Source organism: Limimaricola sp. AA108-03 (assembly GCF_050847355.1).
In the GTDB taxonomy this organism is placed as follows: domain Bacteria; phylum Pseudomonadota; class Alphaproteobacteria; order Rhodobacterales; family Rhodobacteraceae; genus Limimaricola.
This window is the reverse complement of the sequence record NZ_CP193759.1, coordinates 210,871-233,769: the sequence shown is the minus strand read 5'-3', so window position 1 is coordinate 233,769 and position 22,899 is coordinate 210,871. Positions and strand designations below refer to the sequence as shown.

16 protein-coding genes are annotated in these 22,899 nt (G+C 66.6%); 9 read left to right on the top strand and 7 right to left on the bottom strand.

Annotated elements, in window-relative coordinates:
- From ACRAQ3_RS19040 to ACRAQ3_RS19030, 3 genes are read left to right on the top strand one after another with little or no spacing between them, the layout of a single operon-like run.
- Positions 1-843 (top strand): 3-keto-5-aminohexanoate cleavage protein, encoded by an 843-nt coding sequence (locus ACRAQ3_RS19040; protein WP_432256770.1) that lies wholly within the window; start codon positions 1-3, stop codon positions 841-843.
- Positions 840-1,628 (top strand): 3-oxoadipate enol-lactonase, encoded by a 789-nt coding sequence (gene pcaD / locus ACRAQ3_RS19035; RefSeq protein ID WP_432256769.1) that lies wholly within the window; start codon positions 840-842, stop codon positions 1,626-1,628. The genes ACRAQ3_RS19040 and pcaD overlap by 4 nt, the downstream gene beginning before the upstream one ends.
- On the top strand, positions 1,625-2,695 hold the full coding sequence (locus tag ACRAQ3_RS19030; RefSeq protein WP_432256768.1) for a 3-carboxy-cis,cis-muconate cycloisomerase: 1,071 nt from the start codon (positions 1,625-1,627) through the stop codon (positions 2,693-2,695). Before pcaD ends, ACRAQ3_RS19030 begins: the two co-directional genes overlap by 4 nt.
- Here the strand turns inward: ACRAQ3_RS19030 and ACRAQ3_RS19025 are convergent.
- Positions 2,669-3,430, bottom strand: coding sequence for an IclR family transcriptional regulator domain-containing protein (locus tag ACRAQ3_RS19025; protein ID WP_432256767.1), 762 nt, complete (start codon positions 3,428-3,430; stop codon positions 2,669-2,671). The genes ACRAQ3_RS19030 and ACRAQ3_RS19025 overlap by 27 nt on opposite strands.
- A 132-nt stretch (positions 3,431-3,562) precedes the next feature.
- Here ACRAQ3_RS19025 and ACRAQ3_RS19020 point away from each other — a divergent pair, with 132 nt between their 5' ends.
- The 3 genes from ACRAQ3_RS19020 to pcaF are packed head-to-tail and all read left to right on the top strand — an operon-like array spanning position 3,563 to position 6,148.
- On the top strand, positions 3,563-4,270 hold the full coding sequence (locus ACRAQ3_RS19020; protein WP_432256766.1) for a 3-oxoacid CoA-transferase subunit A: 708 nt from the start codon (positions 3,563-3,565) through the stop codon (positions 4,268-4,270).
- Positions 4,267-4,950, top strand: coding sequence for a 3-oxoacid CoA-transferase subunit B (locus tag ACRAQ3_RS19015; RefSeq protein WP_432256765.1), 684 nt, complete (start codon positions 4,267-4,269; stop codon positions 4,948-4,950). The genes ACRAQ3_RS19020 and ACRAQ3_RS19015 overlap by 4 nt, the downstream gene beginning before the upstream one ends.
- Before the next feature lies 1 nt (position 4,951).
- Entirely contained in the window at positions 4,952-6,148 is a 1,197-nt protein-coding gene (gene pcaF / locus ACRAQ3_RS19010; protein WP_432256764.1) for a 3-oxoadipyl-CoA thiolase, read from the top strand.
- A 188-nt stretch (positions 6,149-6,336) separates the two neighbouring features.
- On the opposite strand, the gene ACRAQ3_RS19005 is transcribed toward pcaF, so the two are convergent.
- Both ACRAQ3_RS19005 and ACRAQ3_RS19000 read right to left on the bottom strand, forming a co-directional pair.
- Positions 6,337-7,170 carry an amidohydrolase family protein gene (locus ACRAQ3_RS19005; RefSeq protein ID WP_432256763.1) on the bottom strand — a complete coding sequence of 278 codons (834 nt, stop codon included), beginning with the start codon at positions 7,168-7,170 and terminating at the stop codon, positions 6,337-6,339.
- Positions 7,167-7,463, bottom strand: coding sequence for an RbsD/FucU domain-containing protein (locus ACRAQ3_RS19000; protein WP_432256762.1), 297 nt, complete (start codon positions 7,461-7,463; stop codon positions 7,167-7,169). The genes ACRAQ3_RS19005 and ACRAQ3_RS19000 overlap by 4 nt, the downstream gene beginning before the upstream one ends.
- A gap of 131 nt (positions 7,464-7,594) precedes the next feature.
- On the opposite strand from ACRAQ3_RS19000, the gene istA reads away from it, so the two are divergent.
- Together istA and istB are read left to right on the top strand one after the other, a co-directional pair.
- A complete protein-coding gene (gene istA / locus ACRAQ3_RS18995; protein ID WP_432256761.1) occupies positions 7,595-9,082 on the top strand; it encodes an IS21 family transposase in 1,488 nt (495 codons plus the stop codon).
- Positions 9,079-9,843, top strand: coding sequence for an IS21-like element helper ATPase IstB (gene istB / locus ACRAQ3_RS18990; RefSeq protein WP_432256760.1), 765 nt, complete (start codon positions 9,079-9,081; stop codon positions 9,841-9,843). Before istA ends, istB begins: the two co-directional genes overlap by 4 nt.
- Positions 9,844-10,270: 427 nt before the next feature.
- Here istB and ACRAQ3_RS18985 read toward each other — a convergent pair whose 3' ends face one another.
- Genes ACRAQ3_RS18985 through ACRAQ3_RS18975 form a run of 3 tightly spaced genes read right to left on the bottom strand, consistent with a single transcriptional unit; the run spans position 10,271 to position 11,628 of the window.
- Positions 10,271-11,179: a recombinase family protein gene (locus ACRAQ3_RS18985; protein WP_432256759.1), complete on the bottom strand. Its 909-nt coding sequence runs from the start codon at positions 11,177-11,179 to the stop codon at positions 10,271-10,273.
- Positions 11,179-11,319, bottom strand: a complete 141-nt coding sequence (locus ACRAQ3_RS18980; protein WP_162620521.1) for a hypothetical protein — start codon at positions 11,317-11,319, stop codon at positions 11,179-11,181. The genes ACRAQ3_RS18985 and ACRAQ3_RS18980 overlap by 1 nt, the downstream gene beginning before the upstream one ends.
- A gap of 45 nt (positions 11,320-11,364) precedes the next feature.
- Positions 11,365-11,628: a hypothetical protein gene (locus ACRAQ3_RS18975; RefSeq protein ID WP_432256758.1), complete on the bottom strand. Its 264-nt coding sequence runs from the start codon at positions 11,626-11,628 to the stop codon at positions 11,365-11,367.
- A 476-nt stretch (positions 11,629-12,104) separates the two neighbouring features.
- Between ACRAQ3_RS18975 and ACRAQ3_RS18970 the strand changes: the two genes are divergently transcribed.
- Positions 12,105-12,434 carry a hypothetical protein gene (locus ACRAQ3_RS18970; RefSeq protein WP_432256757.1) on the top strand — a complete coding sequence of 110 codons (330 nt, stop codon included), beginning with the start codon at positions 12,105-12,107 and terminating at the stop codon, positions 12,432-12,434.
- A 459-nt stretch (positions 12,435-12,893) separates the two neighbouring features.
- Here ACRAQ3_RS18970 and ACRAQ3_RS18965 read toward each other — a convergent pair whose 3' ends face one another.
- Positions 12,894-22,442 carry a peroxidase family protein gene (locus tag ACRAQ3_RS18965; RefSeq protein WP_432256756.1) on the bottom strand — a complete coding sequence of 3,183 codons (9,549 nt, stop codon included), beginning with the start codon at positions 22,440-22,442 and terminating at the stop codon, positions 12,894-12,896.
- Positions 22,443-22,899 lie beyond the last annotated feature (457 nt).

Sequence of the window (22,899 nt, the reverse complement as noted above, 5' to 3'; positions counted from 1 at the left end):
ATGTCCGATCCCTGCATCATCTGCGTCGCGATCACCGGTTCCCTGCCGACCAAGGAGAACAATCCGGCGGTGCCGATCAGCATCGACGAGCAAGTCGAGAGCACGCAGGAGGCTTTCGAGGCGGGTGCGACCATCGCGCATTGCCATGTGCGCGACAGCGAGGGCAGGCCGACCTCGGACCCCGAGCGCTTTGCCCGGCTGAAGGTGGGGATCGAGAGGCATTGCCCCGGCATGATCGTGCAGCTCTCGACCGGCGGCCGCTCGGGCGCCGGGCAGGCGCGTGGCGGCATGCTGTCGCTGGCGCCCGACATGGCCTCGCTCTCAGTGGGCTCGAACAACTTCCCGACGCGGGTCTACGAGAACCCGCCGGATCTGGTCGACTGGCTGGCGTCGGAGATGGTGAAGTATCGCATCAAGCCCGAGATCGAAGCCTTTGACCTCAGCCACATCGTGCAGGCCACCCGCATGGCGCAAGATGGGCGGATCGCGGGTCCGCTCTACGTGCAGTTCGTAATGGGGGTGAAGAACGCCATGCCGGTCGACGAGCCGATCTTCGACTTCTACATCGAGACATTGAAGCGGCTCGCGCCCGACGCGCAGTGGTGCGCCGCCGGGATCGGCGCGGCGCAGCTCACGATCAACGAATGGGCTATCTCCAAGGGCGGGCATACCCGCACCGGCCTCGAGGACAACGTCCGGCTCGACCGCAACCGGCTCGCGCCCTCGAACGCGGCGCTGGTGAAGCGCGCCGTCGATCTCTGCGAAAAATACGAGCGGCCCGTCGCGACATGGCGGCAGGCGCGCGAGATGCTGGGACTGCGGATGCCGGAGGGCGTGGCATGAGTGGGCTGCGTTTTGCCGCGCCGAACGGCGCTGTTCTGCACCACGTGATCCGCGAGGGCCAGGGACGGCCGGTGGTGTTCGCCAACTCGCTCGGCACCGACCTGCGGATCTGGCAGGCGGTGGTGGCCGGGCTCGATCCTGACACCCCGATCCTCCTGTGGGACAAGCGCGGCCACGGGCTGTCCGAGGAGGGCGAGACCGACATGGCAGGTCATGCTGCCGATCTCGCCGGGCTGATGGATTTGCACGGGCTCTCGGGTGCGCTGGTTTGCGGCGTGTCGGTGGGCGGCATGATCGCGCAGGCCCTAGCGGCGGACCGCCCCGATCTGGTGGCCGGGCTGATGTTGTCGAACACCGGCCACCGGATCGGCAACGCGGCGACCTGGAATGCCCGGATCGAGGCGGTGGAGCAGGGTGGCATCGCCGCGATCTCGGAGCCGATCCTCGAGCGCTGGCTGTCGCCCGGCTACCGCGCCGAAAACCCCGAGATGCTGGCGGGCTGGCGGACGATGCTCACCCGGACCCCGGCCGCGGGCTACGCCGCCATCTGCCGCGCGATCCGCGACGCCGACCTGACCGCGGCCGCGCGCGGCATCGACGTGCCGACGCTCTGCCTCGCTGGGAGCGTCGATGGCGCGACGCCGCCCGCGCTGGTCGAGGAGCTGGCGGCGCTGGTGCCGGGGGCTGAGTATCGCTGCCTCGAGGGCATCGGTCACCTGCCCTGCATCGAGCGGCCCGACGAGGTCGCGGCGCTGATTTGCGAGATGCTGGGCCGGATCGGATGAGCGTCTTCGACCACCCCTGGCTCGCTGGGTTGCTCGGCGATGCCGAGATGGGTGCAATATGGAGCGCTGAGGCGGATCTGGCGCGGATGATCGCCTTCGAGGCGGCCTATTCCCGCGCCCTGGGTGCCGCCGGGCTGGCCGATGCGGCGATGGCCGAGCGCGCAGCGCGGGCGATCGAGGCGGCACGGATCGACATGGATGCCCTGCGCGACGGCACCGGGCGCGACGGTCTGCCAGTGCCGGCGCTGGTCGCGCAGCTCAAGCGGGCGGCGGGCGCGGACGCGGGCGCAGTGCATCGCGGCGCGACCTCGCAGGACGTGATCGACAGCGCGCTTGCCTGCGCGCTGCGCGACACGGGTGGTCTCGTCCGCGACCGGCTGGTGGCGTTGCGCGCCGCGCTCGAGGCGCTGCACGAGCGGTTCGGCGACCGCGCGCTGATGGGGCGGACGCGGATGCAGGCGGCGCTGCCGATCTCGGTCGCGGACCGGATCGACGGCTGGGCGCTTCCATTGGGCGACCATCTCGACCGGCTGGAGCGGATTGCGCCGCAGGTGGCGCGGCTGCAGCTCGGCGGGCCGGTCGGTACGCGCGGCGATCTGGGCGGGCAGGGGGCGGCGGTGGCCGAGGCGGTGGCGGCGGCGCTCGGCCTCGCGCCCGCGTCGCAATGGCATGCCCGTCGCGACGGCGTAGTTGAATTCGCAGGGCTCCTATCGCTGATCTCAGGCAGCTTGGGCAAGATGGGGCAGGATATCTGCCTGATGGCCCAGCAGACCCCCCGCGAGGTGACACTGTCAGGCGCGGGGGGCTCCTCGGCGATGGCGCACAAGCAGAACCCGGTCGCGGCCGAGCTGCTGGTCACTCTGGCGCGCTACAATGCCACTCAGCTTTCGGCCATGCATCAGGCGCTGGTTCACGAGCAGGAACGCTCGGGCACCGCCTGGCAGCTCGAATGGATGGTGCTGCCGCAGATGGCGCAGGCGACCGGGCGCGCGCTCGTCGCCGCCACGGCGCTGTGCGACGCGGTAGTCGAGATCGGCCCGTCAGGCCAGCACTCGCTCCAGCCCTGACTGCACCCGGCGCATCTCGGGCAGGTAGGTCTCGGCCAGCATGGCCGCGCTCGCATGGGTCGCGGCCATGCCGATGTTGAGCGCCGCCACCACCCGCCCGCGCGCGTCGATCAGCGGCACCGCGATCGAGCGCAGCCCGATCTCGACCTCTTGGTCGATGATCGCGAAGCCGTCGCGGCGGGCCTGCGCCACCCGCGCCATGATCTCCTCGGGGTCGGTGAGGCTCAGCGCCGTGCGCGGCGCGAGATCGCTGCGCTCCACCAGCGCGCGGGCCTGCGGCTCGGGCAGCGCGGCGAGCAGCACCCGCCCGAGCGAGGTGCAATGCGCCGGCAGCCGCGAGCCCGGCATCAGCCCGATCGACATCACCCGCTTCTGCGCGGCGCGGGCGAGATAGACGATCTCGGTATCGTCCCGGATCGCCACCGAGGCCGATTGGCCGACGCGTTCCGAGAGTTGGTCGAGCCAAGGCTGCACGATCTGCGCCAACGGCAGGGTGGCGAGCGCCGCCATACCGAGCCGCAGCACCCGCGGTGTCAGCGTGAAGTACTTCCCGTCATGGGCGGCGTAGCCCTCCGCTGCCAGCGTCAGCAGGCAGCGTCGCGCGGTGGCGCGATCAAGCCCGGTGCGCGTGGCCGTTTCGGCAACAGAGAGCCGCGGATGGCCCGCGTCGAAGGCTTCGATCACGCGCAGGCCCTTGGTAAAGGCCGCGATGACATCGGATGATTTGTTCGCCATGCGCACAGATTTAGACGGTGATCGAACAAAGGTCGAGATGCGAACGTCGCCGCTTGCTCTGGCAGTGTGCCGAACCGTAGGACGGACGCCATGGAACCGCGCCATGGTGCGGCGTAGCGGAGGAGTAGGAGAATGGACAAGACGGTCGCCAGCCCCGCCGAGGCGGTGGCGGACATCCCCGACGGCGCGAGCGTGATGATCGGCGGCTTCGGTGGCTCGGGTGCGCCAATCGAGCTGATCCACGCGCTGATCGATGCTGGGCCGAAAGATCTCACCGTGATCAACAACAACGCGGGCAACGGTCATGTCGGCCTCGCGGGGATGATCGAGGCGGGGATGGTCGCAAAGCTGATCTGCTCATTCCCGAAATCGAAAGACCCGCGTGCTTTCGCCACCCGCTATCTCGCGGGCGAGATCGAACTGGAGCTGGTGCCGCAGGGCACGCTCGCCGAGCGCATACGCGCCGGCGGCGCGGGCATCCCGGCCTTCTACACGCCGACTTCCTTCGGCACCGATCTGGCGGCGGGCAAGCCCACGGCCGAGTTCGACGGGCGCGGCTACGTACAGGAGCGGTGGCTCAAGGCCGATTACGCGCTGGTCAAGGCTGAGACGGCCGACCGGCATGGCAACCTGACCTACCGCGCGGCGGGGCGCAACTTCGGCCCGCTGATGTGCAGCGCCGCCACCGTCTCGATCGTGCAGGCGACGCGCATCGTGGCCCCGGGCGAGATCGATCCCGAGCAGGTCGTGACGCCGGGCATCTTCGTCAAGCGTCTGGTGCGGGTTGAAGCCCCGCAACAGGAAGAGGAACTTAACCGGGCGGAGGCCGTGTATCCATGACCGACATTTCAGACATCAAGCTGTCGAACGCTCAGATTGCTTGGCGCGCGGCGCAGGACATCGAGGACGGGGCCTACGTGAATCTGGGCATCGGGTTTCCCGAGATGGTGGCGCGCTACCAGGTCGATGGACGGCAGGCGATCTACCACACCGAGAACGGCATCCTCGATTTTGGCCCCGCCCCGGCGCCGGGGCAGGAGGACTGGGACCTGATCAACGCCGGCAAGAAGGCAGTCACGCTCAATCCCGGCGCGGCGTTCTTCCACCATGCCGACAGCTTCGCCATGGTGCGCGGCGGCCATCTCGACGTGGCCATCCTCGGCGCCTTCGAGGTGGCCGAGAATGGCGATCTCGCGAATTGGAGCGTCGGCAAGGGCGGCCTGCCTGCGGTCGGCGGCGCCATGGACCTCGTGCATGGTGCCAAGCGCGTCGCGGTCATCACCGACCACGTCACCAAGACCGGCGCGCCCAAGCTGGTGGAGCGCTGTTCGCTGCCGCTCACTGGGGTCGCCTGCGTGACGCGGGTCTACACCTCGCTGGCGGTGGTGGATATCGAGGCGGGCCGCTTCGTGCTGCGCGAGAAGCTCGCCGCGATCTCGCTGGGCGATCTACAGGCCGTGACCGGCGCGACGCTCAATCTCGGCGGCCCCGTGGCCGACCTTATCGTTCCGGAGCTATGACATGACCGACGCCTATATCTGTGACTACATGCGCACCCCCATCGGCCGCTATGGCGGCGCTCTGGCCGGGGTGCGCGCCGACGATCTCGGCGCGATCCCGCTGCGCGCGCTGATGGCGCGCAACGCGGGTGTCGACTGGGAAGCCGTCGACGAGGTAATCTATGGCTGCGCCAACCAGGCTGGCGAGGACAACCGCAACGTTGCGCGCATGTCGGCCCTGCTCGCCGGTCTGCCGACGACGGTGCCGGGCACCACGATGAACCGGCTCTGTGGCTCGGGCATGGACGCGGTGATCACCGCCGCGCGCGCCATCCGCGCGGGCGAGGCGGAGTTGATCGTCGCGGGCGGGGTCGAGAGCATGTCCCGCGCGCCCTTCGTGATGGGTAAGGCCGAGACCGCCTTCTCGCGTTCGGCCGAGATCTTCGACACCACCATCGGCTGGCGCTTCGTGAACCCGATGATGAAGGCGCAATACGGCGTCGACTCGATGCCTGAGACCGCCGAGAACGTCGCCGAGGATTTCGCCATCTCGCGCGAGGATCAGGACGCCTTTGCGCTGCGCAGCCAGGTCAAGGCCGCCGAGGCCATCGCCTCGGGGCGGTTGGCGCGCGAGATCACCCCGGTGGAGATCCCGCAGCGCAAGGGCGATCCGAAGATCGTCGACACCGACGAGCATCCCCGCGCCACCTCGCTCGAGGCGTTGGCCAAGCTGCGCGCCCCGTTCCGCGAGGGCGGCTCGGTGACGGCGGGCAACGCCTCGGGCGTCAATGACGGTGCGGCGGCGCTGGTAATCGCTTCCGCCGAGGCGGCGAAGAAGCATGGGCTGACCCCGATCGCGCGCATCCTCGGCGGTGCGACGGCGGGCGTCGCGCTGCGCATCATGGGCTTCGGTCCGGCGCCTGCCTCGAAGAAGCTGATGGCGCGGCTCGGGCTGACGCCGGACGACTTCGCGGTGATCGAGCTGAACGAGGCCTTCGCGAGCCAGGGGCTCGCTACGCTGCGTGATCTTGGCATCGCCGATAACGACGCGCGGGTGAACCGCAATGGCGGCGCCATCGCGCTTGGCCACCCGCTGGGCATGTCGGGAGCCCGGATCACCGGCACCGCCGCGCTCGATCTGAAATCGGGCGAGAAGTCGCTCTCGACGATGTGCATTGGCGTGGGCCAAGGCATCGCCGTGGCGCTTGAAGGCGTGTGAGCGGACATGGGCTGGGCAGCTTGACTGCCCGGCCCACTGTTGAACGAGGCATCAGCGCCGAAGCTTGGGGTGGACAAGCCGCCTGAGCGTGCCGGAACTCGCAATATGGCCAGACGGGCCGCGCGAGATCGGATTTCGTGCGTAGAGGGATGCCCGCCGGCGCGTCCGGGAGATCCGGTCTTATCGTTTCAGGCTGCTTTCAGCCGGTAGAACTCGACCGCATTGGTCTCGAAAATTCGCGCCATGTCCTCGGGCCCATAGAGCTCGCCCAGCAGGTCGCGGGCGAGCCGCGTCACCTCGGCATGGCTCGCGGCAAGGGTGCAGACCGGCCAGTCGGTGCCGAAGACCAGTCGGCGGGGTCCGAACAACCCTGCCACGTGGCGCAGCCAGGGGCGAATGCGCTCCGCGCTCCAGCCGGGGCCGGCTTCGGTCACTAGGCCAGAGACCTTGCAGTACAGGCCAGGATGCGCAGCGAGTCGGGTCATGTCGGCGCCCCACTGGCCGAGACCGCCACGCGTCATGTCGGGCTTGGACAGGTGGTCGATGATGCCCCGCAGCGGAGGCGTCGCGGCCAGCGTTTCGAGCAGCATCGGCAGGTGCCGCGGATAGGTGAGGATGTCGAAGGGAATGTCGCGCCGCGCCACCTCGGCCAGCGCTTCGCGAAAGGCGAGCGTGGTGATCAGTGCCGGGTCGTGATCCTGCAGCATTGGCCGCAGCCCGACCCATTTCGGCTGCGCGACGTAGTGCGTCAGTCGCTCAGAAAAACTCGGCGCCGTCATGTCGAGCCAGCCGACCACGCCGGCTACGAAATCGCAGCGCGCCGCGATCCCGAGCAGAAAATCGGTTTCTGCTTCGCTTTCGGCTGCCTGCACGAGGATGGTGCGGTCGATCCCGGCGGCGCGGTTCAGAGGTGCGAGATCCGCGGGCGTGAAATCGCGCAGCAACGGCGCCTGGTCCGGGGTCATCCAGCCGTAGTCGCCGCGCGCCACCTGCCAGAAATGCTGGTGGGCGTCGATCGTCATGATCGCACCACCCCCTTCTTCAGTACAAGGTTGGCGTAGAGCCGGGTTTCTCCGGTGGCGATCACCGCGAAGGCGGCACGGGCTCGGTCGTAAAAGGCGAAGCGGTCGATTGCCTCCATCGCGACCGGCCGGCCCTCGGCTGTGGCTAGGATGCGCTCGAAGGCGTCGTGGATCGTCGGCCGCCCGTCGGGGTCGGCCATCGCCGCGGCCGGGGCCGCCACGAAATCGTCGAGCGGCAGCACCTCCAGCACCGCCACGGCGGCGCGCTCGATATCCGTGCCGGGCAGGCGCACCAGCCGTCGCGCCTGAGAACGGCGGTGAGAAAGTCGGCCATGGTAGCGGCAGGGTGAGCCTGCTGCGGACGGCGTAAAAGTCGTCCACCTTTACCCTTTCTGAAGGCAGGGAGGGCGGGAGGATTTTCACCGTGGACTTGTATCGCAAGGTGCGACTGGCCTGTGCCGAGGGAATGAGCCAGCGAGAGGCGGCGCGTCATTTCAACATCTCGCGCGACAGCGTAGCCAAGATGATGGCGTTCTCTGTGCCGCCCGGATACCGCCGCACGGCGCCCGTGAAGCGGCCGAAGCTGGATGCCTATACGGGGATCATCGATGGCTGGCTGGAGGGGGATCGCGCGGTTCACCGCAAGCAGCGGCACACGGCCAAGCGGGTGTTCGAGCGGCTTCGCGACGAGCATGGGTTCACCGGCGGCTACACGATCGTGAAGGATTACATGCGGGAGCGCGAACGGCGCGGCCGCGAGATGTTCGTGCCGCTGGCGCATCCGCCCGGTCATGCCCAGGCCGACTTCGGCGAGGCGGTGGTCGTCATCGGCGGGATCGAACAGAAGGCGCATTTCTTCGTCATGGACTTGCCGCACAGCGATGCCTGTTTCGTGCGGGCTTACCCGGCGGCGACAGCGGAAGCCTGGGTCGACGGCCACGTCCATGCCTTTGCATTCTTCGGCAAGGTGCCCGCCTCGGTCCTCTACGACAACGACCGCTGCCTGGTTGCGAAGATCCTGCCGGACGGAACGCGCAAGCGTGCCACGCTCTTCAGCGGGTTTCTGTCGCACTACCTGCTTCGCGACCGCTACGGCCGTCCAGGCAAGGGAAACGATAAGGGCAACGCAGAGGGCCTGGTCGGCTACTCCCGCCGCAACTTCATGGTGCCGCTCCCGCGGTTCGCGAGCTGGGACGCGTTCAATGCCTACATGGCGGGGCAATGCCGCAAGCGCCAGGCTGATGTCCTACGCGGCCAATCAGAGACCATTGGAGAGCGGCTGGCGCGGGATCTGGCAGCGATGGCCGGCCTGCCGACCGCGCCGTTCGATGCCTGCGATCAGGCCACCGGGCGGGTCAGCTCCCAAGCCCTGGTGCGCTACAGGACCAACGATTACTCGGTGCCGGTCGCTTATGGCCACCGCGACGTCTGGATCAGGGGGTATGTCGACGCGGTCGTGATCGGCTGCGGCGGCCAAGTCATCGCGCGCCACCCCCGCTGCTACGACCGCGAGGACATGGTCTTCGACCCGGTCCATTACCTCCCGCTGATCGAGCGCAAGATCAACGCCTTGGACCAAGCAGCCCCCTTGGCCGAATGGGACCTGCCGTCGGAGTTCGCGACCCTGCGCCGCCTGATGGAAGCGCGAATGACCAAGGCAGGACGGCGGGAGTATGTGCAGGTCCTGCGCCTGCTGGAGACCTTCGACATCGACGATCTCCACGCCGCCGTGAGGAAGGCGCTGCACTTGGGCGCGGTCGGCTTCGATGCCGTAAAGCATCTCGTTCTCTGCCAGGTCGAAAAACGGCCGCCGAAGCTGGACCTCGACGTCTACCCCTATCTGCCGCGCGCGACTGTCGGGACCACGAAGGCCGCCAGCTACATGGCGCTCCTGTCGGGGGATGCGGCATGATCGACACCCCGAAGATCCTGCTCGCGGATCATCTGAAGACGCTGAAGCTGCCCACCTTCCTGCGGGAATACGAGAAGCTCGGCCGCCAATGCGCCATCGAGGGGCTGGACCATGTTCAGTTCCTGGCCCGCCTGGTCGAGCTGGAGCTGATCGACCGCGAGCGCAGGATGGTCGAGCGCCGCATCAAGGCCGCGAAGTTCCCGGCGGCCAAGAGCCTCGACAGCTTCGATTTCAAGGCGATCCCCAAGCTGAACAAGATGCAGGTGCTGGAGCTCGCCCGGGGCGAATGGATCGACCGGCGCGAGAATGTCATTGCCTTGGGGCCCAGTGGAACCGGCAAGACGCATGTCGCCCTCGGGCTGGGGCTGGCCGCCTGCCAGAAAGGGCTGTCGGTGAGCTTCATCACGGCCGCCGCGTTGGTCAGCGAGTTGATGGAGGCCCGCGACGAGCGCCGGCTGCTTCGCCTGCAAAAGCAGCTGGCCGCCGTCAAGCTGCTCATCATCGACGAGCTGGGCTTCGTGCCCTTGTCGAAGACCGGCGCCGAACTCCTGTTCGAGGTGATCTCGCAGCGCTATGAGCGTGGCTCGACGATGATCACCAGCAACCTGCCATTCGATGAGTGGACCGAAACCTTCGGCACCGAACGCCTGACCGGCGCGCTGCTCGACAGGCTGACCCACCACGTCAATATCCTCGAGATGAATGGCGACAGCTATCGGCTCGGCCAAAGCCGGGCACGAAAGGCCGCAGCCCCCACCTGATCCTCGCCGGATGAATTGGCCTCGCGGGCCAATGCGCCATGCCACGCCCCAGCTACGGGGCAAGCGGGCGCGGCATGGCGCTTGCCGCCGCGCCGCTGGCCTGGTTTTGCGCCGCCGCGTGGCCGATTTTTGGTCCGCCGTTGACAATCATGAACTTTCGCTTTGCAGTCAGGGAGGGGCGCGATGCCCCCGGTGGTCATTGGCCTCACGCACCATCGGCCGTGCCTCTTGAACGGCAGCACTTAGAAGCGAGAAATGCTCTGCGGTTCCGGCCTCGTCGCCTTGCTATGGCATCGCTTTGAATAGCTCCATGGTACGTGGACGTCTTCGTCGCTAATTCGGAGGCAAGGAGGCCATGGTGAGCAGCAGCAAGCTCAGCGACGCGGCCAAGCATGCGCAGAGGTAGTAAAACGACAGTCGATCTTGTTTACGGCCTCCCGTGCCGAGCCTCTTCGCCGAGAAGCCCGGCTTCGGCGGCACGTGACAGGAAATGGGCTACGGAGGACGTCGCCCATTTCGAGCGGCCCCGGGGCGTCGGCTCTCGCATCGCCTCGAGGCGCGCCGCGATCTCCTTCAGCGTCATCTCCGGCGCCGAGCTCTTGATACCTGCGATGATCGCCAGGATCCGGTCGTCCTTCTGCGCAGGCGGGGCGCGGTCGAGCACGGCACGATCCAGCAGCCCATCCTTCACGAAGCGCCCGGCGGCGCGCCGCAGTCGCTCGACGGTCCAAGGCTTCGCGCTTGAATGCCGGCTGTTGATGATCCGCACGACATCCTCCCAGGGCAGCCGGGGCCGGAACTGCCGCACGGCGGGCAGCCAGTGCTGCGCCTCGCCGTTGAGCTTGTCGAAGTAGCTGCGGTCGCGCGCGCGGCTCACCTTGGCGATCGCCTCCGGGTCGCGATCCCGCAGCCTGGGATTGCCGCCGACGCGGCCCTTCTCCCGCGCAGATGCGAGCCCTGCCATCGTCCGCTCGCGGATCAGCGCCCGCTCGAACTCCGCTGTAGCGCCGAGGATCTGTAGCGTGAACTTGCCCTGCGGCGAAGTGGTGTCGATCGGATCGCCCAGAGATCGGAAATGCGCCCCTCGGGCTTCCAGCGTCTCGATGACCTCGAGTAGGTGCGACAGCGAGCGGGCGAGGCGGTCGATGCGCACGACGACCAGCACGTCGCCCCGGCCGAGGCTCGCCACGAGCTTCGCGAGGACTGGCCGGGCGCGCGCGGCGCCCGAGGCGAACTCCTCGTGGATCTCGGTGCAGCCTGCCGATTTCAGTTCGCGGCGCTGTGCCGCAGTGTCTTGAAGGTCGGTCGAGACGCGGGCGTAGCCTATGAGTGCCATCAGCGCGCCATCTCATCGCACAACACGACCTCGACCATCTCCTGGAATGGCGAGCCGCTCGGCACCTCGCTCAGATGTTCGGCGATCCGGGCGAACCCCTCGCGCGGCATCGGCTCGAGGGCAGGGGAAGGGAGGTCCATGATGATCTCTTTCGCGCTAGATCTGCACCGCAGCGACTGCGGTCATTAAGCCAACTCCCGGAATGCCTGCTTGTCCTCGTCGCAGACCCCGCCGTCGCTGACGGGCTCGGTTTCCGCACTCGCTATGGAGTTTTGGGAGAGCTTCCACACGGCATCGAGAAGCTCGGCAAGCTCATGCTCGGTGACGCGTGCTATCACGCTCTCGGGGAGGGCACGAAGTAAGGCCTCAGCGGTAGTCCTATGCTCGCCAACCTCGGCCAGCCGCATGGCGCGATTGATCTTGGTCCGATGGCTTGGGAACGTGGTCATGCTGGATCCTGTGGTTCGGCCTGCGAATGCAGGTGAGACGGACGTTACCATCGATCAAGCCCTCCTGCGGCTGCCAGAACATGGCGCATCCATTTTAACTATACTTGAGAATACGTTCGTTTGAAGGCGCCGGCAAGTCGCAGGCGGCTGTGGTCCAACCGGTAGGGGAGGGCAGGCCTCAGGCTCAAACTCCTTTGGCTTCAAGGGGGCGGAACGAAGCTGAGGCTTCCGTTCCACCAATAGGGCGGGATCGGACTGAACGGATCACCTTTTCCGACCCTTGATATTTTGGGCCTGACAAAACACATCTACTATCCCCATAGACAAGTGAAAATGGGTTCATCCATCCTCAAGTAGTTTGAATATCCTGTTTTATAGCAGAGACTTGTCTGAGGGCCTTCACCCACGCCGAAGAAACGCGAAGTGCCGTCTTAACCTTTGTGCGGGCCGAGGTTCTGACCGCGCGCCTGGAGGCCATGGCCCGGACCGAGCCCGAGGTCGGAAATCTCTGGCGCTTGGAGATCGCCCTGGCCGAAGCCGTTGCGAGTGCAGGTTTCGAAAGCACCCGGATTTCCAAGGGCGACCTGCTGCCACGCATAGCGCAGAATGGAAGCCAAGGTGGGGATCCGACCGGCCCGGAGCTGTCGCTAAGCCTGATCCGGGTACTGAACGCGCCGGGCGATCCTCTAGCGCGGCCTGTGCAAACAGTACGGCGCTCCGAGAGGGCGGCAGGCACTGGCATGGGGCCCGGTGTGGACCCGAGCGATGAGCCTGAAGGCCAGCTGCTCGAAGGCGCCGAGATGTGAGATACGGCCCATAGCCGCAGCCGGATCAGAGAGCGGCTTCGGCGCAGGAGATGCGGCAGGCCATTTCAGAACTCGACGCAGCGCCTGACCAAGTGAATATACTGCTGATCGACCGGAGGCGGCGGATCTCGAACTAGGACGATATCGAGGGGTGGCCGATGCAGGGATGGTGCGGCGCATTTGCATGGGGCTACCAAACACATGCTGCGCCCGCGCAAAGAGCCTGAGCGGATCCATGATCCGAAAGCCGACGAAGACGTCGTCGGCGGCGGCCTCGACAAGTTCCATGACGGTCAGCAGATCCGGCGTCGACCAACCCCTATCCCCATGGGCACCCGAGAGCGGCCGTCATCAGCGCCTTCTCACGGCTCTACCGTCAGTCCTTTGGACCGCCTTGTTCTGCCTCGCCCGCGTCATGCGCCCCCGGCCGCTCTTCCGGCTGGGGGCGCATGCGTGAGCTCACATCGTGAGCGCGCTTCCGTCGTCGAGCACGAGGACCAGCGCGGGCCCGGCGCCACTGTCGAAGCTGCTGGCCACCCGGCTGCCGCTGCCCTCGACGATGAAGGCCAGGGCGGCGTTCGTGGCCCCGTCGGCGCCGATCACCGTTTCGATCAGCCCGCTGATGTCGGGCGTCCGGTAGGTGCCCCCGGCGGTCCACTGCTCGACATTCGACCAGGCGAACTCGTCGACGGCGACGCGCGACTGCGGCGGCGCGCCGGAGGAGAAGGTGGCGGCGGTCTCGCTGCCCTGGATGCCGATGGTGAGGTTCGCGGCCCCCGAGGAGGTCTCGAGCGAGGTGAACTGCAGGTAGGCGTCGGTGATGGTCGCCGTCTGCGGGATGTCGATCCCCTCGAAGCGCATCCCGACAGCCTGCGCCCGGCTGCCGTTCAGGCCGAACTCGAGGTCGCCGCTGCCGCCGCCGCCGAACTGCTCCCAGTCGTCGGAGGAGGCGCCGATCGGCGTGACGACCGTCGACACGGTCCCGCCGCCGGTGGTGACGTCGTCCTCGATGACCATGCCGCTGGCGCTCGCGGTGCCGAGCGTCACGGTCGGGCCGGCGCCGCTGGCCCCGGTCAGGGTGACCGTCACCGTCTCGGTGCCGTTGTCCACATCGTCATTGGCCACCGACACGGCCAGCGAGCCGATCCCATTGACGAAGCTGACGCTCTGGCTCGTCGCCGTGCCGGTGTCGTAGGCCACCTGCAGACTGCCGGTGAAGCCGGTGTCGTTCAGGCTCAGCCCGAAGGCGAGATCGGTGGCCCCGGTGTCGCCGGCCTCGGTCACCGTCGGCGCGTCGGCGATCGAGAGAACGACGCTTGCAGGCGGCGCCGCGACGTCGTCCTCGGTGACCGTGCCGCTGGCGCTCGCGGTGCCGAGCGTCACCGGCGCGGCGGTGCCGCTGGCCCCGGTCAGCGTGACCGCCACCATTTCGTCGCCGTCGTCGACGTCGTCATTGGCGACCTGCACGCTCAGCGTGCCGACCCCGTTGACGAAGCTGACGTCCTGGCTCTGGTTCGTTGCGGTGCCGGTGTCGTAGGTCACCGTCAGGGTGCCGGTGAAGCCGGTGTCGCTCAGGCTCAGCCCGAAGGCGAGATCGGTGGTCCCGGTGTCGCCGGTCTCGGCCACCGTCAGGGCATCGGTGATCGAGAGCACCGGCCCGGTCGGCGGGGGTGGCGGCGGCGCGCTGCCCTGCACCAGCTCGACGTTCGAGAAGCGCACGATCGAGCTCTGCGCGGCGTCGTCGTCGTTGATCAGCGCCAGGTAGTCGAAGGTCCGTCCGGCATGCGCCGCCAGCGGGATCTCGTAGCTCACGGTCTGGCCCACGGTGGTGTAGTCGTTGCGCACCGACTGGTCGAACCTCGCGATGTTGATCGAGCCGAACACCTGGAACAGCAGGTCGTCGGTGGTCTTGTAGTTGTCGTCGTTCTCGAGGCCGATGCTGACGAATTCGGCGGTGCCGTTCTCCATCGTCACGTCGAAGCGCAGCACCGTGTCGGCGCCGACGGTGAAGGTGCCGCCGGGCAGCAGGGTCTTCTTCCAGGTGTTGCCGCTCAGCGTGATGCCGGCGCCATCCTGGTCGATCTGGAAGCCCTGCGGCGTCTGGTCCTGGTTGCTGTAGCTCAGGAGCGGGTTGGCGTTGAAGTCGATCGGCAGCACGCTGCCACCCGGCGGTGGCGCCGCGACGTCGTCCTCGGTGACCGTGCCGCTGGCGCTCGCGGTGCCGAGCGTCACCGCCACACCGGTTCCGGTCGCCCCGGTCAGCGTGACCGCCACCATTTCGTCGCCGTCGTCGACGTCGTCATTGGCGACCTGCACGCTCAGCGTGCCGACCCCGTTGACGAAGCTGACGTCCGGGCTCTGGTTCGTTGCGGTGCCGGTGTCGTAGGTCACCGTCAGGGTGCCGGTGAAGCCGGTGTCGCTCAGGCTCAGCCCGAAGGCGAGATCGGTGGTCCCGGTGTCGCCGGTCTCGGCCACCGTCAGGGCATCGGTGATCGAGAGCACCGGCCCGGTCGGCGGGGGTGGCGGCGGCGCGCTGCCCTGCACCAGCTCGACGTTCGAGAAGCGCACGATCGAGCTCTGCGCGGCGTCGTCGTCGTTGATCAGCGCCAGGTAGTCGAAGGTCCGTCCGGCATGCGCCGCCAGCGGGATCTCGTAGCTCACGGTCTGGCCCACGGTGGTGTAGTCGTTGCGCACCGACTGGTCGAACCTCGCGATGTTGATCGAGCCGAACACCTGGAACAGCAGGTCGTCGGTGGTCTTGTAGTTGTCGTCGTTCTCGAGGCCGATGCTGACGAATTCGGCGGTGCCGTTCTCCATCGTCACGTCGAAGCGCAGCACCGTGTCGGCGCCGACGGTGAAGGTGCCGCCGGGCAGCAGGGTCTTCTTCCAGATGTTGCCGCTCAGCGTGATGCCGGCGCCGTCGGGGTCGATCTGGAAGCCCTGCGGCGTCTTGTCCTGGCCGCTGTAGCTCAGGAGCGGGTTGGCGTTGAAGTCGATCGGCAGCACGCTGCCACCCGGCGGTGGCGCCGCGACGTCGTCCTCGGTGACCGTGCCGCTGGCGCTCGCGGTGCCGAGCGTCACCGCCACACCGGTTCCGGTCGCCCCGGTCAGGGTGACCGCCACCATTTCGTCGCCGTCGTCGACGTCGTCATTGGCGACCGACATGGTCAGCGTGCCGACCCCGTTGACGAAGCTGATGTCCTGGCTCTGGCCCGTCGCCGTGCCGGTGTCGTAGGTCACCGTCAGGGTGCCGGTGAAGCCGGTGTCGCTCAGGCTCAGCCCGAAGGAGAGGTCGGTGGTCCCGGTGTCGCCGGTCTCGACCTGCATCGGCGCGTTGGTGATCGACAGAAGGACGTCGACAGGCGGGGGCGCCACATCGTCCTCGGTGACCATGCCGGTGGCCATGGCGGTGCCGAGCGTCACCGCCGCACCGGTCCCGGTCGCCCCGGTCAGGGTGACCGTCACCATTTCGTCGCCGTCGTCGACGTCGTCATTGGCGACCGACATGGTCAGCGTGCCGACCCCGTTCGTGAAGTTGACGGTCTGGGTTTGGTTGGTCGCCGTGCCGGTGTCGAAGCTCACCTGCAGAGCGCCGCTGAAGCTGGTGTCGTCCAGGCTCAGGCCGAAGGCGAGATCGGTGGTTCCGGTGTCGCCGCTCTCGGCCATCGTCGGCGCATTGGCGATCGACAGTATGACGGGAACGACGTCGTCCTCGGTGACCGTGCCGCTGGCGGTCGCGGTGCCGAGCGTCGCCACCACGCCGGTGCCGGTGGCCCCGGTCAGGGTGACTGCCACCGTCTCCACGCCATTGGCCAAGGCGTCATTGTCGACCGGCACGATCAGCGCGCCGAGCCCGCCGGCGAAGCTGACGGCCTGGGTCTGGGCGGCCGCTGTGCCGACGCTGAAGCTCACCGTCAGAGTGCCGGTGAAGCCGGGATTATCGACGCTCAGGCCGAAGGCCAGGTTGGTGGCTCCCGTGTCGCCGGTCTCGACCTGCATCGGCGCATCGGTGATCGAGAGGACGATGGCAGGCGGCGCTTCGACGACGTCCTGCAGAAGGATGGTGAACTCGCGGCTGTCGATGAGATCGCCGCCCGCTGCCGGATCGAGATCGTAGGTGTCGATCACGATCTGGTACTGGTTGTCGACGATCTGGAAGGGGTCCTGGAACTCGTAGTCCATGTCTCCACCGGCGACGACCAACTGGTAGAGCGGGTTACCCAGAAAGTCCTGCCCGCTCTGGACCACCTCGAACCGGCCACCGGCATCGAAGCCCGCACGGATCTGATGGAACTGCCCGGCTTCCCCTTCGTGGGTGGGCGGTATCTGTGTGGTCACGAGCGTGCCTGGGGCCGCATTCTCCTCGACCGAGAAGGGGGCCGTCGGCGTTGCCGTTGCAGCGGAGTAGACCCGCTCGGTGATGCCGTTATTGTCCTTGAAGACGGCCACCGCGCGGAGGCTGCCCTCGATGTCGGTCTCGCGCACCGTGTACTCGATCTGGTTGGTCGCCACCGTGGTCCAGGTCGGCTTGCCGCCCAGCATGGACTGCCATTCGATCTGGAACCCCTGGGGCAGGCCGTTCGCCCCCAGCGCCAAGCCGTCGGCGTCGGCGAGATCGAAGGCCGCCGCACTCAGCACCTGGCCCACGAAGGGCGTCACACCGCCGAGCAGCTGCGTCGGATCCGCAATCTCCACGAGACCCGTCGCCCGCTGGTTGGTGCCATTGGCGGCGTTGCGGATGTCGATCGTCTGGTCGGAGAACTGCAGCATCTCGATGTTCTTCAGCAGATCCGTGTCATCGGTGAGCTGGTTGCGCGTCGGCAACGCGACCCCATCGACGATCGCGCCAGTCCTGCCATCGTCGAGATCGGTGACGGCGATGAAGCCGTCGCCGTTCAGGTCGTAGGCGGCCTGCGCGACGTCCTCGCCCGGATCATCAAAGTCGCCATCCCCGTTGAAGTCGATGAAGTGGCCGCGGCCCTCGATGCTGTACTCGGCGAAGGTGCCGCGGAACACGGCGGTGTCGATGTTGTTCTGCGGGGTGTCGTCATACTTGATCTCGCGCACGATGCTCATGTCGCCAGGCTTGATGGTCCGGTCGAGCAGCAGCGACTTGAGCGAGCGGCCCCCGAAGGCGAGCTCGCCCGTCTCGACGTTGTAGACCCTGCCGGCCTTTGCGCCCGCTACCATCGTGTCGGTGGTGAGCGACTCGGCGGTATACTCGGTGCCGCCGACCATGATGCGGATCCGCACGTTCAGCCAGGCATCGCCGTCGATGAGGTCATAGCCACCGCGCCCCATGATGATGTCGTTGCCGTTGCCGCCCATCAGGATGTTACCGTCACGGTAGCTCGAGACGTCTGCGCCCGGGACGGCGCCGAAGAGCGTCTCCCGCGCGCCGCCCATCCATTCTTCGAGGCCGTCGATGCGATTGATACCTTCTTGGGTGAGAATGTGGTTGGTGAAGCTCGCTTCCGCCTCGGCCCCCGGTCCGACACCGCCGAGAATTTGTCCGCGGTCGTCGCCGGCGAGCCTGTCATCGAACTTCCAGCCTGACAGGGCCTCCATCTGATCGAAGCGATCGCGCAGGATCTGCTGCGGGTCGGTGGTGAAGATCGGGATCGCCATGTCCTGGTCGACGCCGGCGACATCGAACTTGGCGGTGCTCCAGTCGAAGCCGAACATGCCTTCGAAGCGCTGGACGCCGATGCCCGACAGAGCGATGTCGTCCCCCGATTCCAGATCGTAGTCCTGGTCGTTGCCCTGACCCCAGGCAACGTCGTGGCCGATGATCGAGGAGTTGAAGAACAACTCCGAGTTCTCGCCAGCGATGACGTCGAAGCCTTCGCCACCCTCGATCCAGTCGTCGCCCTCCCCGCCGTGCAGCAGGTCGGGGCCGGAGCTGCCAAGGATGAAGTCGTTCCCCTCGTCGCCGAAGGCTTCGGCTGCATCTTGGCCGAGGAAGATCGCATCGTCGCCTTCGTTTCCGAAGGCCAGCGTGAAGCCCCGCGCCGTGGAGATGACGTCGTTGCCGGCGTTGCCGCGCAGGAAGTTCTCCCCGAACGGATCCTCGATGATGTCGTCACCATCGCCGCCATAAACTTCGTCGGCGCCTTGGCCGCTGTTGATGTAGTCGTCGCCGCCATCGCCCCAGATGGTGTCGTCGCCGATGTCGGAAATCAGCCGGTCGTCACCCTCGGTGCCGCCGATCACCACGTGCTCGCCGCCGCGGAACTGCAGCGTCCCGCCGACGTCGTGGCCGCCATCCGCCGTCACGCCGCTGTAGGAGCGGGTCACCTTGGGATCGAGCGATTGCAGGATCGGATCGTCCCACACCGGATCGGAACCGGAGCGATTGGGAGAGGTGTCGTCGGGGTTGTAGTCCTCCTGGGCGATCCCGCGATCCAACTCGAGGATCATGTCGGGCGTGACGAAGATATGCGAACTCAGATGCGTCGCGTACTTATCGCCGAGATCGCTGTTGCGCATGATGATGTCGGAGAACGTGTTCTGCTCAAGCTGGTTGAGCATGTTCAGGCCTTGCGTCCGGGACAGGTAGTAGAACCGGTCGCCGTTCTGCAGGCGCTCCATCTGGTATTCGAAGATGAAGTTGAAGGTCGAGCCCAGCATGCCGCCGAATTCGTTCAGCCGCTCGGCGAGGCCGCCGATCCAGAGGTCGACATTGTCGAGGCCCCCCTTCTCGCTGACATAGGCACCGCGGGCGTTGAGGAAGTCGATCCGGTCCTCCGGCGCCCCGGCGCCGCCGAGGACGAGCAGGGTAGCCGCATCACGCTTCGCCTGGAGAGTCCCGGCATTCTCGATCGTGGTGTGGGTCCCGTAGGCGGCGATGAAATTGATCACCGAAAGCGGGTTCTTGATGTTTTGGACGAAATCGTTCCAGCTCGTGTAGGGCTTCAGGTCCGGCAGGCCGAAATCATCGGAGAGCTGCGCGCGGGTCTCGTTGAGCGACGGCACGCCGGTCTCGCGGCCGCGCGCGATGTTGAGCGCGGCGAGATCGAGCGGCAGGCCAAGGAGGTTCGACTGCAGCGCCGGGACGACGAACTCGTCGATCTCGTTGCCGACGTCGCGCGACATGCCGCGCAACAGCGCACCCTGAATAGCCGCGACGTCCGTGCCGCCGTCGAGATATTCGACCGGGTTCAGGAAAGCCTCGATCAGGGAGAGCTGATCGCCGCCACCGACGACGCCGAGATCGTTGTCGAGCCGGTCCACCGAGCCGTTCAGCATCGAGTGACCGAACCGGTACACGGTGTGGGCGAACTCGGCGATGATCGAGCCGTCGATATCGGCGGTGTTGGTGAACACGAAGGGATCGATGGCGGGCTGGATGCGTCGCGCGAACTCTTCGAAGACCATGTGCTGGTACTGCATCTCGGTCGAGAAGCGCCCGGCCTGAAACAGGCGCGCCCCGTCCCATTCGAGCGCCGGGTCGTCCACGCTGGTCGGGATCGGATCGTTCGGGCCGAGATCGACCAGCAGCCACTCGTTGATGAAAGCCCGATCGCCGCTATCGAGGATGGTCTGCTTGTCGGCTTCGACGACGCGGTTGTGCTCCGAGTGGAACACGGTGTGAATCGCGGTCAGGCCGATGTTCTCGTTGCCCCGGCCGTCGCCCGAGATGAAGTGCCTGTCGAGAAGCTCGTTGTCATACTCGGTGATCTGGCCCCGCTGGTTTGTCCCCACCGCGTTGCCGGCCACGTCGTCGCCATCGGCTGCGATCGCGCTGACAAGCACTTCGGGGGTGCCCGGATTGCGGTCATGATCGACCGTGCGGACCTCGCCGTTCTCGTCGAGCAGGTCGGTGGGAACGGCGGTGTGGGCGATGTCGGCCAAGAAGGCGACGCCGCTGGCGAAGCTGCCCTCGGTGGTGACGCCTTGTGCGGTGCCCTCCTTCAGCCAAGTTTCGGCATGGTCTTCATCGGGCGCCATCACCAGCTGGGCATAGCCCTGGTTTCCGAGGATCAGGTTGCCGTACTGATCGGTCAGCAGCAGCGGCACGCGGTGCACGTCGGTGTCCTGCAGGCGGATGCCGAGCATCGAGAGCGCCTGCGCCTTGACCTCGCCCCAGTTGGCGAGGGCGCCGTCCTTGTTGCCGAAGCCGGTGCTGGCCTTGCCGTCGAGCAGATGACCGGTCGAATAGGCCTTCTCGCCGTCGCCGATGTTCTTGCGGACATACTCGCGGAGGAAGACCTGATGCGAGGCGTGCGAGGTGTAGGTCTGGTTCTGGTCAACCCATGGGGTCGTGGCGTTGACATGCTGCGCGGTGCCGTCGGCATCCCAGGTCGGGGTGGCTCGGCTCAGCGTCATGAAGTGCAGATGCTCGGGTAGATCGTCGGCCGTGCCGAATACCTTGTCGGCGCCCGCGATCAGCGGATCGTCGGCCTCGAGCGGGATATAGACCGTACCGTTGCCGCCCTTGTTCACGAGGTCCAGACCGTGGTCGAAGAACTGGCCGAAGATCGTCATGGCGGTGTTGAAGGAGGCCGAGAGGCCGATGTCGGGCGACTGGTTCTCGATGATAAACCCCCCATCCTCGCCGACCTGAATGCCGAACTGGTCGAGCAGATCCTGCAGAGCTGCCGCGGCTTCCTCGGGCGTGCCCGACGTGTCGGCAGCGGCCTGAACGATCGCGAGTTCGGCGTTGGCCGCGTCGAGTACGGCCGAGGCCTCATCCGCTTCCGCTTGGGCCGCGGCGAGGTCCGTGTCGGCAATGCTCTTGAGCGCGCCGAGGTCATCCATGTTCGATTGCGCGAGCCCCGGTGCGCCGGTGAAGTCGGCAAGGGCACCCGAAACCGTTTCCGCGTCGCCTGAATTGAGGGTGCCTATGGCAATCCCTTCGATCTCGGTGCGCAGGGTGGTCGCCATGGCCTGCAAGGTCAGAACACCGGGGGTGGTGCTGTCGCCAAGTGCGGTCACGACATCACCGGCCGCCGCTTCGGCATTTCCAACGGCCGTCACGGCGGTCTGATAGGCGAGGGTCGCGGTGGCCAAGGTGGCGTTGTAGGCGGCGAAATCAGTGTCGTATTGAGCTTCTGCGGCGGTATGGGCTGACTGCGCGTCGTCGAACTCTGTCGTTGCCGCTGTGAAACCGTCGCCGTCGAGGAAGTCGAGCAGCTGTGGCTCGGTGGCGGTCTGGTCGGACGCGCGCCAGGCGGCGTGCGCCTCATTGTATGCGGCCATATCGATGAAGGTCGCCTGGTCCGGAGGGCTGAGGTTGAACTCCGGAACCGGGGCTGGTTCGTCGGTGATCATGCGAAGCGCGGCGATCAGGCCCTGCACCGCGGTCTGGGCGGTGGTCATCGTCGCTGGAAGCCCCTCTGCCGCGGACAGGCCCGCGGCGTAAAGCGATTGCAGCGCAGAGGCAGCGGCGAGGGCGGCGTTGGCCGCAGACGCGTCGGCACTGGCCTCTGCAACCACTGCCGTGGCAGCAGCCACCTCGGCATTCGCGCCATTGGCGTTCAGCGTGGCCCGGTAAGCGGCGCTGATCGCGTTGGTGGCCGCCGTCTGGGCGGGGCCCTCGACACCCGCGAGCTTCAGCGCGGCGCGGATCGCGGCGGGGTTGGAGACGTCCTGGGTGACGATGAGGTTCGAGATGGTGCGCGGATCGGCGTCCACCACGGTTCCGGTGCCGACATGACCCTGGCCGTCGACGACGCCGTAGTCGGTATTGGTAATGGCGGGAGAAGGGCCCGCCCCGTCGAAATCGATGGAATCACCGTCGTTGTCGTTCCTGTAAACGGGATCGAGCAGCCGAGGGAATTTGGTCTGGGCGGCGCCGAAATAAGCCTGTCCAGGCAGCAGGTTGTTCAGCGTCCCATCGACGGTGCGAAGCCCCGCGGGCAACAGCGCGGCGTCCTCGGCATCGACGCCGTAGACCTGCCGGATTGCCTCGGTGATATCGGTGCCCGATGCATGAGCCTCGGAAATCTTGATCTGCTGCAAGATGAATTGAAGGTCGTGCTTGTTGACAATGAAATTGGTAACCATGGGTCAATCCCCTCGGATTGGTACGGACAGAAAGGCCCGTGCCGCGAAGTGTTTCGCGGCCTGATTTGCTTCTGTCTTGAAAATCACTTGCCAGTGCGAGCAGCCTTAGGCTCGAACTTCGAAAAGTACACTCATCTGTAGGTGTTAATACGCAAGATGGAAATGCGGACTAAGTTACCATTTTTATTAGACTTATGTATCTTGCAGAGCGTTCCTTGCGGTAACCTTGAGGAAGCCCGAATACACCCCTGAGGTGCCGGACCTGCGTTTGCGTGGCCTGTTGATTTGAAGCGTTGATTTCTTTTGATTCGATCTCCGCGCGGATCGTTCGTCTCCGGTATCCGGGCGGAGATATCCGATTTGTTCAAGGCGCTTAGATCGCCGCTGAATTTATCGTTGATCACCACAGCTCGACGAGTGTGATTTTGACGACCGAAAAACAGTTTCGGTTGCTTGA

Bases quoted from the DNA above. Each gene is read 5' to 3' on its own strand.
- ACRAQ3_RS18975 (WP_432256758.1), bottom strand. From the start codon at position 11,628: ATGACCACGTTCCCAAGCCATCGGACCAAGATCAATCGCGCCATGCGG.
- ACRAQ3_RS18985 (WP_432256759.1), bottom strand. From the start codon at position 11,179: ATGGCACTCATAGGCTACGCCCGCGTCTCGACCGACCTTCAAGACACT.
- ACRAQ3_RS19005 (WP_432256763.1), bottom strand. From the start codon at position 7,170: ATGACGATCGACGCCCACCAGCATTTCTGGCAGGTGGCGCGCGGCGAC.
- ACRAQ3_RS18970 (WP_432256757.1), top strand. From the start codon at position 12,105: ATGGCCCGGACCGAGCCCGAGGTCGGAAATCTCTGGCGCTTGGAGATC.
- istB (WP_432256760.1), top strand. From the start codon at position 9,079: ATGATCGACACCCCGAAGATCCTGCTCGCGGATCATCTGAAGACGCTG.
- ACRAQ3_RS19040 (WP_432256770.1), top strand. From the start codon at position 1: ATGTCCGATCCCTGCATCATCTGCGTCGCGATCACCGGTTCCCTGCCG.
- ACRAQ3_RS19015 (WP_432256765.1), top strand. From the start codon at position 4,267: ATGACCGACATTTCAGACATCAAGCTGTCGAACGCTCAGATTGCTTGG.
- pcaF (WP_432256764.1), top strand. From the start codon at position 4,952: ATGACCGACGCCTATATCTGTGACTACATGCGCACCCCCATCGGCCGC.
- ACRAQ3_RS19020 (WP_432256766.1), top strand. From the start codon at position 3,563: ATGGACAAGACGGTCGCCAGCCCCGCCGAGGCGGTGGCGGACATCCCC.
- ACRAQ3_RS18965 (WP_432256756.1), bottom strand. From the start codon at position 22,442: ATGGTTACCAATTTCATTGTCAACAAGCACGACCTTCAATTCATCTTG.
- ACRAQ3_RS19030 (WP_432256768.1), top strand. From the start codon at position 1,625: ATGAGCGTCTTCGACCACCCCTGGCTCGCTGGGTTGCTCGGCGATGCC.
- ACRAQ3_RS18980 (WP_162620521.1), bottom strand. From the start codon at position 11,319: ATGGACCTCCCTTCCCCTGCCCTCGAGCCGATGCCGCGCGAGGGGTTC.
- ACRAQ3_RS19025 (WP_432256767.1), bottom strand. From the start codon at position 3,430: ATGGCGAACAAATCATCCGATGTCATCGCGGCCTTTACCAAGGGCCTG.
- pcaD (WP_432256769.1), top strand. From the start codon at position 840: ATGAGTGGGCTGCGTTTTGCCGCGCCGAACGGCGCTGTTCTGCACCAC.